Here is a 14,218-nt window from a genome sequence, read left to right on the forward strand (position 1 = left end):
ATGTGAACTGGACGCGCCTATGTTGGCGCTTGAGGTCGAGGGCGCGAGCATAACAAATCCGACCCTCTTCTGTGACAGCCACCTTGCCAGCGCTGCTTCAGACACAACGGGGCGTCCTTATCGCTGGCAAGCCAGTTTCCAGCAGCAGACATCTATCCCTGCCAGCCCCCGCCCAGCGCGGCGTATACATCCACCAATGACAACGACACCTGGGCCGTGCTCTCGACCAGCGCGGCCTGGTTGGCCAGCAACACGTTCTGTACGGTCAGCACGTTAAGAAAGTCCACAGTGCCCTGGGCGTACTGCTGGTGAACACTGTCCAGCGCATGCTGGCTATGCTCCACCGCTTGTTTGAGGCTGTCGCGCCGGCGTTGGCCGGCCTGATAGGCGACCATGGCGTCGTCCACTTCGTGCCAGGCACGTAACACGGTTTGGCGGTAGGCAATGGCCGCCTCTTGCTGGCGTCCTTCCTGCAATTGCAACGCCCCTTGCAAACGCCCGCCCTCGAACAGCGGTACGCTCATGCCCGGACCAAAGGCAAAACTGCGCGCCCCCCAGCTGCCCAGATCAGACAGTTGCATCGCCTGAAATCCGAGGCTGCCGGACAGTGTGATGCGCGGATAGAAATCCGCCCGGGCCATGCCGATCGAGGCGGTGGCCCCATGCAGCTGCGCCTCGGCTCGACGGATATCAGGACGCCGTTGCGCCAGTTCGCTGGGCAAACCCACCGGTACATCAGCCACAAAGGCCGGGACCGCCAGCGGTTCGCTCAATTGCTGTGCCATCGCCCGTGGTTCTCGGGCCAGCAGCAGGCTGAGGGCGTTGATCAACTGCGCGCTGCGCTGTTGCAAAGGCGCCGTCCGCGCTTCGATCTCTGCCACCTGGGCAGCCGCTTCGGACACTTCGAGGTCGGTGGCCACACCCTCTTTTACCTGCAACCGGGTCAACTCCAGGCTGCGCCGGGCAATCTGCAGGTTTTGCTGCACCACTGCCAGTGCCTGCTGGGTGGCACGTAACTGGATATAGTGCTGGGCGGTCTGCACGATCACCAGTAACTGCACGCCATGGCGATCTTCTTCGGCCATCTGCACCGATGCATCGGCCGCTTCTACAGATCGTTTGACCCGGCCCCACAAGTCGGCTTCCCAACTGATCCCCAACCCGCCATTCCAAAGGTTGAACGCTTGTTTGCCACTGTGGCCCGAGGGATCGTTCAACCCCTCCTGACTGTTGCGGCTGCGGCTGTAAGCCAGCGACCCATCAACCGCAGGCAGTCTGTCAGCCGCAATTTGACGGCGAATGGCCCGGCTTTGCTCAAGCCGGCTGGCCGCCAGTTGCACATCAAAGTTGCTCTGCCGGGCTTCGCGCACCAGAGCCGACAATTGCGCATCGCCAAAACTGTCCCACCAGCGCGGGTCTACCGCGGACTCGACGGTGCGGCTATGCCCCTGCTCACTTGCCACCGGCGCCCAACGTTCCGCCAGTTGCGGCACGGGCGCCTGAAAATCTGGACCCAGTACACAACCACTCAAACCCAGCACGCTGTAACAGGCCACAGCGCAGACCAGAAAAACAGACTTCATCGCACACTGACCTGTTCATTGGGAGTGGCCGTGGTGTCGATGGATGCATCCACCGACATCCCCAGGCGCAACCGCCCGGCTGACAGCTGCCCCTGGTCCAGGGTGACTTTCACCGCAATGCGCTGCGCCACTTTGGTGAAGTTGCCCGTGGCGTTGTCCGGGGCTATGGCCGAGAACGTTACCCCTGTGGCCGGCGCAATACTGTCGACGACACCTTGCAGGGTTTCGCCGGGAAAGCTGTCGACCTTGATCGTGACCCTTTGCCCGGGGCTCACGTGGGTCAATTGGCGCTCCAGAAAGTTGGCGACCACATAGGCATGGGCCAACGGCACCACCGCCAGCACCGTATCGCCCGGTTTGACATAAGCACCAAGGCGCACACTGCGCCGGCCGACCACGCCATCAAAGGGCGCCACCAGCCGGGTGTGGGACAAGTCCAGCTCGGCCCGGGCCTGCAAGGCTTCGGCATGCTGCACCGACGCCCGGGCAGCGGTGGTTTGCGCCACCAGCACCCGGGTTTGTTGGCGGGCGGCCTCCAGCGCAGCACGGTGTTGAGCCAGTTCGGCACGTGCAATCTGCGAACGGTTTTTTGCCTGCTGCGAGTTTTGCAGCGTGCCCGCGCCCTGCCCGGCCAGATGTTCATAGCGCTGCAATTCATGCCGGGCAAACTCAACCTGGGCCAGATCAGCGTCAACCGTGGCACTGGCCTGCTCGATCAGCGAACGCTGACGCTCCAGCATGGCCAGCGCGTTGGCCAGTTGTGCCTGGGCCGTCGCCACATTGGCCTGGGTCGCTTGCAGGCTGGTCTGGTAGTCCTGCGGATCAATACGTGCCAGCAACTGACCGGCCTTGACCGGCTGGTTGTCTTGCACCAGCACCTCATCGATAAAACCCGCGACTTTTGGCGCGATCAAGGTGTAGTCGGCACTGACAAAAGCATCATTGGTGCTTTGAACTGTGCTGGCGCCAAAGATCAGTCGCCATAACCCGTACAGCACGACTATCGCCACCAGGCCCGCAGTGCCCAGCATCCAGGGCTTGCGCCCGATTGTTGTGGTCATTTCACGGCTCCAACAGGTGTGCCCGGCGGATAGATCCGCGTCGGGCCAAAAGGAATTAATACAATTAACAACAGCGCCAGACCGGCCATGTACAGATAGAGGTCTGAAGATGTCAGGACCACCGCCTGCTGGTGTATCCGGTGCGCCAGGTCGGTACTGCCGGGCACCAGCGGCGCGTTACCCAGACGATCGATCAGCATCGTCGAGTGGAAGTGCTCGCGGTTGAGCGTCAGCACCCCGAGAAGGCTGCCCGCGGCCGTTGCCGAAAAGCCTTTGACGGTATTGAACCAGGCCGAGGCAAAAGGCCCGTCGGCCGGGTTCAGGCCGCCTGTGGCCAGCATCAACAAAGGGATCACCGCCATCGGCTGGGCGATGATTTGAATCGCCTGCAACGGATAAAAATCCTCCCTGCTCCACACCGCCGTCACTTGCGAACCGATGCCACAGGCCAGTGCCAGCAGCCCGAGACCGATGGCCAGAACCCAGCGGCAATCGACCCATCGCAGGTTGCACAGGGCTACCACCAGCGGCAGCGCAATCAATTGCGGCAGCGCCACCAGCAACATCACCGGAGCGGTTTCCAGCGGGCGATAGCCCTGGATCTGGGCCAGATAGACGGAGGGAATCTTGATCACCGCCAGCAGCACAAACAGCACCCCGCCCAGCGTTAGCAAGGCGTGCGCCAGATTGCGGATTTTCAGCAGTTGCAACTTGAAGAACGGCAGTGGATGCGACCATTCGTTGATAAAAAACAGCACCAGCAGTGTGCCGCCGCCGAAGATGAAAAAGCGGATCATTGTCGACTCGAACCAGTTCAGACGCTGGCCCAGCTCCAGCGCCAGAACCAGCATGATCAAGCCCGGCAAACCCAGGAGCAGTCCGCGCCAGTCAAACTGCTTGTACCGCTCAAGGCGCAGCGGGTCCTGCGGCAAGCCCCAGGCCACGCAGATCATTGCCAGCAGGCTTAACGGCACAATCTGCCAGAACGCCCATTGCCAACCGGCATACTCCACCCACCATGCGGACAGCGGCGTGCCGAAACTGGGGCCGAAGGTCGCGGTCAGTGCATAACTGCCCAGACCATACAGACGAATGCCCGGCGGTAAAAACCGCAGCGCCACCGACATCAGCATCGGCGGCAACGCGCCACCGGCAAACCCTTGCAAGGTGCGCAGCACCATCAGTACATCGACGTTAGGGGCAAGCGGACAGAGGATGCCCAGCAGTAAAAAAGCACCAATGGCGCACAGGGTGAATCGGCGCAGGGAGAACGTCGCAGCACACCAGGGGGCAAACGCCATGGCGCTGATGGACGTGGCGCTGTACACCGCCAGCAACCAGGTACTCTCGTCATAGCCAATGCCCATGGCGCCGCGGATATCAGGCATTGCTACCTTGGTCACGTTTTCGTTGAACCCCGAAACCAGTACCGCCAGCAATACCCCCACTAGCCCGGTAAAAATCCGCAGGCCAAATGCAGCATTCGCAAGGGGTGATTTGGCTGGCGCGGCGATCGAGGAACCGGCGGCCAGCGAGGTCATACCAGGCCCCCTGGCGCCGAATTACGCGCACGTTTAAAACGCCAATACATGGCTGACTCCGTCTTCTTAGATGACGAAAAGTTTAACCATCTGGCAATGCTACAAAAATTGATAAATAGCTAACTGTGGAGTGCGTTGAACGCAATCCACAGTCAGTTCGAGGCTGCAAAAGAGACGCGATCAGGCCACGGCGTTATCGCAGAATGTCTTGAGGGTGCGGCGCAACCATCGGTGGGCATGGTCGTTGTCCAGCCGCGGGTGCCAGGCTTGAACGATATCAACCGGTTGCAGGGTGATCGGCAACTCAAACGGACGCAGTTTCAAACCCATTGGGGCCAGGGTTTTGAGCAAAACCTGGGGCATCAGCGGCAAGATCAAATCAGCGCCGGCCAGGGCAAAAATCGCCGAGTAAAAAGTGGGCGTGGTAAAGGACACCCGGCGCTGCAGCCCCTGCTCGGCTAGCACCGTATCAATCGGCCCGCGGGCCCGGCCCCGGCGCGACACGCTGATGTGGTCATAGGCGATAAAACGTTGCGCGGTGATGGGCTGATCGAAGATCGGATGATCTTCGCGAGCCAGCCCCACGAAGGGGCAGGTAAACAGCCGCTGAACCTTGATATCTGAACTGAATTTGTTGGTGGCACAGATTGCCAGGTCGATACGCCCTTCGCTCAAGGCTTCATCATCGGTGAAGCCTTCAGGTACGACCCGCAGCGAAGCCTTGGGCATGTCCAGCGCCATTTGCTGGCGTAACGCGCCGCCGTATACACCGAAAAACACGTCATTGGCGCGAATGCTGAAGGTGCGCTCCAGCAGGCGCAGATCACTGTCCTGGCTCTGGGTGAAGACACCGTGGGCCAACTCCACTACGCCCCGCACCTGCTCACGCAACTCCAGCGCCCGGGGGGTGGGCACCAGCCCTCGTCCCGAGCGCACCAGAATCGGGTCGTTCAAGGCATCGCGTATGCGGGTCAAGGTGCGGCTCATGGCCGGAGCACTCAGGTTCATGCGCCGGGCAGCCCCCACTACCGAGCCCTCTTCGAGCAAGACGTTCAGGGCAACCAGCAGATTCAAGTCAGGTATTTGCATGGGGCCAAAGGGTAGCGTTTAACGCGCAGCATCGCCAGACGGGCAGTTGAGGATTGTTGCATAGCAGGTAAAACTGTATCGCGCTTTGTTAGGTAGCTAACTAAGTTAGGGATTGATACATTGTTTCCCGTCAGGCCTCGGCCTGACGCTCTCTTTGGTTGAGATTTTTGGCCATTACCGGATCCCCATGATGGTAATGGCCTTTTTTATTGCCTGAACCACGCCACAACTCTTCCCCGAATAGTGTCCCTCTTCTTCACCCCGCCACAGCACCCTCCCGCTGTCGGTGGTGGCCCGGCTGTTCCTGAACTACGCTCCGTGCGCATTACATGACAGGGTTTGGGGGCTTTATGCAGCTAGGCAATAAAATTTCGAATCTGGAACGGCTGCTCTGTAAATACAGCCGCTGGATTCATGCTGCGCGAATCAGTCTCGCCTTTCTGACCACCTTCGTGGCCATTCGATATTTCAAGCTCGACGGCGCGTCTTACGCCCTGATCACCATGCTGATCGTGATGGGCCCGCAGCCTTATTGGGGCAATGTGTCTTCCCGCGCCGTACAGCGCACCTTCGGTACCGTCATTGGCGCGCTGTCCGGTCTGGCGGGGCTGTACATGGAGATCTACTCGTTTCCGGCAATGCTCGCGTGGAGCGCGGTCACGATGTTTATCGCCGGTTACCTGACCCTGGGCAAACACCCGTATATGGCTCTGTTGATCGGCGCAACCCTGGCGGTGGTCAGCTGCGCACCGCCCAATGACATGGAGTCTGCAATCACCCGCAGTATTTATGTGCTGGCAGGCTCGGTGCTGGCCATGCTCTTCACCAGTATTTATCCGCAACGGGCCTATACCGACATGCGAATCAAGTTCAGCGAAAGCCTGGGCAAACTCAGTGAGTTGTATGAAGCGTACTTTTCCCCGCGGGTGCTGGAACGGCCCAGTCTGGAGGACAAGTTGAAAGATGAGCTGGATACAGTGATCAAGCTACGCAATTACGTATCGGCCGCCAGTAACGAAAGCAATCTGAAACCCGAAGTCTTCAACTCCCTGCAGACCCTGCACCGCAATCTGTTCACCACCATGAGCCTGATGATTGATGCCTACTGGGCCTCCCATGAAAGCCATAAGCTGATTGAAAGCGAGCCCGCCTTGCGCGACCTTAATCGCTTGATCCCGCAAGCGCTCGAGTCACTGCAGAACAAGCTGTGCAACGGTATTTCGGACAACCAGATCAGTGGTGAACTACGCCAGAAAGCCAACGATTTGAAAGAACTTGTGCTCAAAAGCATTGATGGCAAGGTCAGCGAAACCCAGTTTTATGCCTTTGTCTGGCTCAGCCTGCAAATGCTCAGGCAACTGACCGACCTCAATGACGAGTTGCATGCCGCGCTTTACCAGAAAGGCCATCGGCATCTGTTTTTAAAGGACCCGAGCGCGGAGCCTAAATAGCGTGATGCCGGCCCTTGGGTGCCAGGGGCTTTGCGCGCTGTTGAAAGGCTGCAGTCAGTCTGTGCCGGAAAAATACACTTCATACGCAGTGGTTGACTGGCACAGCACACATTTAAATGACATATCGCAATAAAGATTATGAAATCCTCACTTAAAACAGTGGGATTACTAACATTTTGCAGGACTTTCAAGCCGTAATAACAACTACAACTGATTGTTTTTTAAAAATATTTAAATAAAAACAGCAACTTCATAGAAGTGTTTTCCCTCTTTCGTCCCCTCCTCCTTCAACTGGCCGGCCGCAGATTATGGTCTAGGCTCTGTTCGCGCCCGTCTAACAAGGACTTGAACGGTTGACCCCCATGAAACGAAATCCCGAACTCAACACCCCGACCACCAGTTTTACACCTCTTCGCAAGCGTTCAACGTGCGGAGCGTTTTTGCCTGCACATCCGTCTGACCGGCACTCATGAACTTTAATTTTTTACCGCATTGTAGATAGGAGGGCTTATGCAGCTCACCCCGAGAGAAATCGACAAACTGATGATTTACACCTTGTCGGACGTGGCATTGCGACGAAAGGCTCGTGGCTTGAAGTTGAATTTTCCGGAAGCGGTTTCGATTATCACCGTGACCGCACTGGAAGGCGCGCGGGACGGAAAGTCGGTTGAAGATGTAATGAATGAAGCCAGCAAGGTGTTGACCAAAGACGATGTCATGGAAGGCGTCAGTGACCTTATTCCCAACGTTCAGGTTGAAGCGATTTTCACCGATGGCAGCCGCCTGGTCACGGTCCACGACCCGATCAAGTAAAGGCATGCGCTATATCCGGCTAACGCAAGACAGACCCGTTTTGAGGAATCAGTCATGAGCAACAAAAAAACCGCCACTCCCGCCAGCTCTGCAAGCCCGCATCAGGATACCCATCCGGATCACAAGATCCCCCATGCGAAAAACCCTGGCGGCGTGCATCAGGGTAATGAACAGGACGTGCCGCTGGGTGGCTGCATCTACGCCAGCAGCCCGATTGTGTTCAACGAAGACCGCCCGGTAACCAAGGTCAAGGTGCGTAACACCGGTGACCGTCCGATTCAGATCGGCTCGCACTTTCATTTCTTTGAAGTTAACCGCGCACTTGAATTCGATCGCGCTGAAGCCTTTGGCAAACGCTTGAATATTTCTTCAACCACTGCGATCCGCTTCGAGCCGGGCGACGAAATTGAAGTGTCGCTGGTGCCTTACGGTGGCAAGCAAACCCTGTACGGCTTCAACAACCTGGTGGATGGCTGGGCGCCGGACAAACTGACCAGCAACCATGAGCGCCCGGAAAAACTGCAGGCGATCCAGCGCGCGCGCGATCACGGTTTCAAGTTTTCCAAGCCCGCCAAGTAATCCACGCATTCCCATACTTTGCACTCGCGCCGTTGTGTTATTGACGCCCGTGCGGCATTAGAAAGGAGCCACCGATGCCTACCATTTCACGCAAAGAATACGCCGGCCTGTTCGGCCCGACCACGGGCGACAAAATCCGCCTGGGTGACACCAACCTGTTTGTCGAAATTGAAAAGGATCTACGCGGTTACGGCGACGAGTCCGTATACGGAGGCGGCAAGTCCCTGCGTGACGGCATGGGCGCCGACAACACCCTGACCCGCGATAACGGCGTACTGGACCTGGTCATCACCAACGTCACCATCATTGACGCGATTCAGGGCGTGATCAAAGCCGACGTTGGCGTGCGCGACGGTAAAATTGTCGGTATCGGCAAAAGCGGTAACCCGGGCACCATGAGTGGTGTAACACCGGGCCTGGTGGTGGGTGTGAGCACCGACGCCATTTCCGGAGAACACTTGATTCTGACCGCTGCCGGGATCGACACCCACGTTCACCTGATCTCGCCACAACAGGCCTATCACGCACTGTCCAACGGTGTAACCACCTTCTTTGGCGGTGGTATCGGCCCAACCGACGGCACCAATGGCACCACCGTGACTGCGGGCCCCTGGAACATCCGCCAGATGCTGCGCTCACTCGAAGGCTTGCCAGTCAACGTCGGCATGCTCGGCAAGGGCAACGCCTATGGCCGCGACCCGTTGGTCGAACAAGTCATCGCCGGTGTGGCCGGTTTCAAGGTTCACGAGGACTGGGGCGCAACTTCAAACGCCCTGCGTCACGCACTGCGCACTGCCGATGAACTGGACGTCCAGGTCTCGGTGCACACCGACAGCCTCAACGAATGCGGTTACGTCGAAGACACCATCGATGCCTTCGAAGGTCGCACCATTCACACCTTCCACACCGAAGGCGCGGGTGGCGGTCACGCCCCGGACATCATCAAGGTCGCCAGCCAGAGCAACGTACTGCCAAGCTCCACTAACCCGACCCTGCCCTATGGCATCAACAGCCAGGCCGAGTTGTTCGACATGATCATGGTCTGTCACAACCTCAACCCGAACGTGCCGGCCGACGTATCGTTTGCCGAAAGCCGGGTTCGTCCGGAAACCATCGCAGCCGAAAACGTGTTGCAGGACATGGGCGTGATTTCGATGTTTTCCAGCGACTCCCAGGCCATGGGCCGGGTCGGTGAAAACTGGTTGCGGGTGATGCAGACCGCCCACGCGATGAAAGCCTCGCGCGGCAAGCTGCCGGAAGACAGCGCCGACAACGACAACTTCCGCGTCCTGCGGTACGTGGCCAAAATCACCATCAACCCTGCCCTCGCCCAAGGCATCAGCCACGTGCTGGGCTCGGTCGAAGTCGGCAAGATGGCCGACCTGGTGCTGTGGGACCCGCGTTTCTTCGGGGCCAAACCGAAGATGGTGATCAAGGGCGGGATGATCAACTGGGCCGCCATGGGCGATCCGAACGCCTCCCTGCCAACCCCGCAGCCGGTTTATTACCGTCCGATGTTTGGCGCGCAGGGCAAAACCCTGCAAGACACTTGCGTAACTTTTGTGTCCCAGGCAGCGCTGGATGACGGGGTCAAGGAAAAAGCCGGGCTGGACCGCCAGGTCATCGCAGTACGCGGTTGCCGTACCGTCTCCAAAAGGGACCTGGTGCGCAACGACAAAATGCCGCAAATCGATGTCGATCCTGAAACCTTCGCCGTGAAGGTCGATGGCGTACACGCCACGTGCAAACCGATCGATACGGCCGCGATGAACCAGCGTTATTTCTTTGGCTAAGACTGTGGGAGCGGGCTTGCCCGCTCCCACAGGGAGGTCTCACCCACAAGGGTGGTCTGTAACAATCAAGGAAGGAGTTTGCAACGTGATTTTGATTGAACACATTCTGGGCAATGCTAAGAAAGACCCGGTCTGGAAACAAAAACTCGAAGGCGCCAACGTCGACCTGCTGGTACTGGACCAGCGCGAAGCGCAAAAAAGTCGCTGCCGGCGCACCAGTGTCGGCGGGCTCGACCTGGGAATCTCGCTTGAACGCAACGTGGTGCTGTCCGACGGCGATGTGCTGATGTGGGATGAGCAGAGCAAAACCGCTGTGGTAGTGCAATTGAACCTGCGCGACGTGATGGTGATTGACCTTAAAGAGCTGAAACAGCAGCCGCTGGATATCCTGATCAAAACCAGTTTCGAACTGGGCCACGCCCTGGGTAACCAGCACTGGAAAGCAGTAACCAAGAACAACGAGGTCTACATCCCGCTCACCGTCGAAACCAAAATGATGGACTCGGTGATGCGCACTCACGGCTTTCAACATTTGCCATACGCCTTTATCGGCGGCGCAGAAATCCTGCCCAACCTCACCACTTCCGAAGCACGCCTGCTGTTTGGCGGCGCCGAAGAAACCGACACCCACGTTCACGTCGCCAGCCCGCAAGACAAGCTCGATGCTGCAGCCCTCAAGATCCAGTGCCTGCACAGCCATGGCGACGGCATCAGCCACAGTCATGGGCATGACCACGGCCACACGCACCACGATCACGACCATAAGCATTGAATCCGGCAAGAAGGCGCCTAGATGAACGCATCTGATCTCATTCGCATCATGCAGTTTGGCGATTCGGTATTGCCAGTCGGTGCCTTTTCGTTCTCGAACGGCGTTGAATCCGCCATTCAGAAAGGCATCGTCCACGATGTCGCGACCCTCAAAGGCTTTGTCCTCACAGCACTCAAACAAGCGGCCAGTTGTGATGGCATGGGTGTGGTCGCCGCACACCGCGCGGCCATCAATGATGATCGCGACGGTATTTTACGCGCCGACTGGGCGGTGAATAACCGCAAGCTCAACGAAGAAAGCCGGTTGATGGCCACGCGCATGGGTAAAAAACTGGCAGAAATGTCGATCCATGTCGTCGAGAAACCCCTGGTGCGCTGGTGGCTGGAACAGATCAAGGCCGGCAACGCCGCAGGCACCTACCCCGTCACCCAGGCCGTGGTGATGTCGACCCAGGGCATTGGCGCCCGCGAGGTGGTGGTGATGCACCAGTACGGTGTGGCCATGACCATTCTCAGTGCCGCGATGCGCTTGATGCGGGTCACGCACCTGGACACCCAGCACATCCTGTTCGAACTCAACCATGACATTGAAGCGTTCTGCGACATCGCCGAAATCGGCGATATCGAGCAGATGTCGTCCTATGTGCCGATTGTCGACGTGCTCGCTGCCGTCCACGTCAAAGCCCACGTACGGCTATTTATGAACTGACTCTGCAAGCGAATCCGGATCCACAGCGCTGACCTGTGTCGACGCTCAATCAGCTTCAACTTTTGTTAAGGAACGTATCGTGAAAAAGATTACTCGCATTGGTATTGGCGGCCCGGTCGGCTCAGGTAAAACCGCGATCATCGAAGTGATCACCCCGATCCTGATCAACCGTGGCTACAAGCCGCTGATCATCACCAACGACATCGTGACCACCGAAGACGCCAAACAGGTCAAGCGCACGCTTAAAGGCATCCTCGACGAAGACAAGATTCTGGGCGTCGAAACCGGTGCCTGCCCGCACACCGCGGTGCGTGAAGATCCGAGCATGAACATTGCAGCGGTCGAGGAAATGGAAGAGAAGTTTCCGGACAGCGACCTGATCATGATCGAGAGCGGCGGCGACAACCTGACCCTGACCTTCAGCCCGGCCCTGGCCGACTTCTACATCTACGTAATTGACGTGGCGGAAGGTGAAAAAATCCCGCGCAAGAACGGCCCGGGGCTGGTGCAGGCAGACATTCTGATCATCAACAAAATCGACCTCGCCCCTTACGTCGGCGCGAGCCTGGATGTGATGGAAAGCGACACCAAAGTGGTGCGTGGCAACCGCCCTTATATCCTCACGAACTGCAAGACCGGCCAGGGCATTGAAGAGCTGGTGGACATGATCGAGCACATGTTCCTGTTCGCCCAAAAACCGGCGGCCAAGAGTGAGGTCACTGCATGACAGCCCAGTGCCAGATCGTGAACAACCCTTCACGGCTTCGCGCTCACTCATTAGGTGATGGTGCGCCGGAGCTTGCGCAGTATCAGGACGAGCCAGCGCAGATGAGCAGCGGTTCCGTCGGCAAGAGTGGTTACTTGCGCCTTGGCTTTGAAAAACGCGGCAATCGCAGCGTATTGGCAGACATGGAGCGACGCGTACCGTCGCTGGTGCAACGGGCATTGTATTGGGACGAAGTCATGCCCCAACTGCCCTGCGTCACCATGATTTCGACTTCGGGCTGCATACTGCAGGGCGACCGCCTGGCCACGGATGTCAATGTCGGGGTGGGTGCCTGCGGGCACGTCACCACCCAGTCGGCGACCAAAGTGCACTCGATGAACGCCAACTACGCTTCGCAAATCCAGAATTTCAGGGTTGAAGAAGATGGCTACCTGGAGTTCATGCCCGACCCGCTGATCCCCCATCGCAATGCGCGGTTCATCACCGAAACCAGAATCAGTATCCACCCCACGGCCACGGCGATTTACTGCGAAATCCTGATGTCGGGGCGCAAGTATCACCATGTCGACGAGCGCTTTGGTTTTGACGTGTATTCCTCGCGGGTCATGGCCGAAAACCTTGAAGGCAAGGAACTGTTTGTCGAGAAGTACATTCTGGAACCGAAAAAGGAAAGCCTGGATGCCATCGGTGTCATGCAAACCTTCGACGTGTTCGGCAACGTCGTGTTGCTCACGCCCAAGGAGCATCACGACCGGATTGTCGAGCGCGTCCCGGCGATCTTCGATATGGAGGCAGGCATTGCCAGCGGTGTCACCCGTTTGCCAAACAACTGTGGGCTGATTTTCAAGGTGCTGGGCAATGACAGTGGTGAAGTCAAAGCCCAAGTGCGCGAGTTCTGGAAAGTCGCCCGCGAAGAAATTCTGGGCCTGACGCTGCAACCACAGTTTTTGTGGCGATAAAAATCACCAAGTGGATCCGTGAGGGAGCGGGTTGCCGGCGATAAAGGCAACCTGGTTTGACTGACACTGCCCAGTGATGCTTTCGCAGGCAAGCCAGCTCTCTTTGTATGGATCAGGCCAAGTGCATAATCGGGAGAGTCAATATGGATGCTGCATCAGCCCCTGGTTCCAAGTGGTCGCAACTGACCCAAGGCAACGTCTTCCTTGAGTTTGTGGACGTTACCTTGCGCGGTTGTGCCCAGGTCATGTTCCAGAGCAACCCGCTGACCGGGTTGCTGTTTTTTGCCGCGATCTTTGTCGGTGCTTATGGCGAAGGCAACCCCGCGGTGGCCTACGGTGCGGTACTGGGTACGGCTGTTGCCACCTTTACCGGCTTGAACCTCAAAGACCGCACATCCTGGAAAGCCGGTTTGTACGGCTATAACGGCTGCCTGGTCGGTGCGGCCCTGCCAACCTTCCTGGATGTCACGCCGATCCTCTGGCTGTGCATCATCCTGGGCAGCGTGGTCTCGGTCATCGTCACCATTTGTATCGCCGACATTCTCAAAACATGGAAAGTCGCAGCCCTCACCGCCCCCTTCGTGCTGGTGACCTGGACCATGTTACTGGCCAGCTATGCCTTTGGCGGCCTGACGACCAGCGCCCTGCCGGTACCTAACCTGCCCCACGACCTGATCGCGGTGAACAGCAGCCTGTTCGATGGCATCGATTTTCTCCATGGCTCGTTCTACGGCATCTCCGAGGTGTTCCTGTTCAGCAGTGTGATCGGCGGCGTGCTGCTGCTGGCGGGGCTGGCGGTGTCCTCGTTATGGGCCGCAGTGTTTGCGTTCTTGGGTTCGGTGCTGGCAATCATTGTCGCCTCGGTGCTGCAGGCGGAACACACCAGCATCAATAACGGGATGTATGCATTCAGCGCCGTGCTGACCGCCATCGCACTGGGTTCGACCTTCAACCAGCCAAGCTGGCGCGTACTGATCTACACCCTGATCGGGGTAATTTTCACTGTATTTGTACAGGGCGCATTGAATACCCTGCTGACCCCCATCGGCATACCGACGCTGACCATGCCGTTTGTGCTTGCATCCTGGTTATTCCTGGTCCCGAACAAGGATGTGATGCCGACTCACCGTCAATAAATTCCG

Annotated in this window: 12 protein-coding genes and 1 pseudogene; 9 read left to right on the top strand and 4 right to left on the bottom strand. The window is 58.1% G+C overall.

The features are described 5' to 3' along the window. Positions 1-152: 152 nt before the first annotated feature. The 4 genes from AOC04_RS10605 to AOC04_RS10620 form a co-directional block, all read right to left on the bottom strand. Positions 153-1,583: an efflux transporter outer membrane subunit gene (locus tag AOC04_RS10605; RefSeq protein ID WP_060693147.1), complete on the bottom strand. Its 1,431-nt coding sequence runs from the start codon at positions 1,581-1,583 to the stop codon at positions 153-155. Beyond that, entirely contained in the window at positions 1,580-2,644 is a 1,065-nt protein-coding gene (locus AOC04_RS10610; RefSeq protein WP_060693149.1) for an HlyD family secretion protein, read from the bottom strand. The genes AOC04_RS10605 and AOC04_RS10610 overlap by 4 nt, the downstream gene beginning before the upstream one ends. After that, on the bottom strand, positions 2,641-4,185 hold the full coding sequence (locus AOC04_RS10615) for an MFS transporter (protein ID WP_060693151.1): 1,545 nt from the start codon (positions 4,183-4,185) through the stop codon (positions 2,641-2,643). The genes AOC04_RS10610 and AOC04_RS10615 overlap by 4 nt, the downstream gene beginning before the upstream one ends. A 180-nt stretch (positions 4,186-4,365) precedes the next feature. After that, on the bottom strand, positions 4,366-5,274 hold the full coding sequence (locus AOC04_RS10620) for a LysR family transcriptional regulator (protein WP_060693153.1): 909 nt from the start codon (positions 5,272-5,274) through the stop codon (positions 4,366-4,368). Between the two features lie 350 nt (positions 5,275-5,624). Here AOC04_RS10620 and AOC04_RS10625 point away from each other — a divergent pair, with 350 nt between their 5' ends. From AOC04_RS10625 to yut, 9 genes and pseudogenes are all read left to right on the top strand, one after another. Continuing rightward, positions 5,625-6,725 carry an FUSC family protein gene (locus AOC04_RS10625; protein ID WP_060693155.1) on the top strand — a complete coding sequence of 367 codons (1,101 nt, stop codon included), beginning with the start codon at positions 5,625-5,627 and terminating at the stop codon, positions 6,723-6,725. Positions 6,726-7,235: 510 nt separating this feature from the next. Then, the gene (locus AOC04_RS10630) at positions 7,236-7,538 is read left to right on the top strand and encodes an urease subunit gamma (protein WP_060693157.1); all 303 of its coding nucleotides are present in this window, start codon (positions 7,236-7,238) and stop codon (positions 7,536-7,538) included. Positions 7,539-7,715: 177 nt separating this feature from the next. Beyond that, positions 7,716-8,012 (top strand): annotated as a pseudogene (gene ureB, locus AOC04_RS24560) (urease subunit beta); the annotation flags it as partial. A 179-nt stretch (positions 8,013-8,191) separates the two neighbouring features. Next, positions 8,192-9,910 carry an urease subunit alpha gene (locus AOC04_RS10640; RefSeq protein ID WP_060693159.1) on the top strand — a complete coding sequence of 573 codons (1,719 nt, stop codon included), beginning with the start codon at positions 8,192-8,194 and terminating at the stop codon, positions 9,908-9,910. 85 nt (positions 9,911-9,995) lie between these two features. Further along, the gene (locus AOC04_RS10645; RefSeq protein WP_060693160.1) at positions 9,996-10,682 is read left to right on the top strand and encodes an urease accessory protein UreE; all 687 of its coding nucleotides are present in this window, start codon (positions 9,996-9,998) and stop codon (positions 10,680-10,682) included. A 21-nt stretch (positions 10,683-10,703) separates the two neighbouring features. Next, entirely contained in the window at positions 10,704-11,390 is a 687-nt protein-coding gene (locus tag AOC04_RS10650) for an urease accessory protein UreF (protein ID WP_060693162.1), read from the top strand. Between the two features lie 79 nt (positions 11,391-11,469). After that, positions 11,470-12,117 (top strand): urease accessory protein UreG, encoded by a 648-nt coding sequence (ureG, locus tag AOC04_RS10655; protein WP_003444969.1) that lies wholly within the window; start codon positions 11,470-11,472, stop codon positions 12,115-12,117. A gap of 101 nt (positions 12,118-12,218) precedes the next feature. Next, positions 12,219-13,076, top strand: a complete 858-nt coding sequence (locus AOC04_RS10660) for an urease accessory protein UreD (protein ID WP_237178906.1) — start codon at positions 12,219-12,221, stop codon at positions 13,074-13,076. A gap of 143 nt (positions 13,077-13,219) precedes the next feature. Then, positions 13,220-14,212, top strand: a complete 993-nt coding sequence (gene yut, locus AOC04_RS10665; protein WP_060693165.1) for an urea transporter — start codon at positions 13,220-13,222, stop codon at positions 14,210-14,212. Positions 14,213-14,218 lie beyond the last annotated feature (6 nt).

Source organism: Pseudomonas versuta (assembly GCF_001294575.1).
Classification (GTDB): Bacteria; Pseudomonadota; Gammaproteobacteria; order Pseudomonadales; family Pseudomonadaceae; genus Aquipseudomonas; species Aquipseudomonas versuta.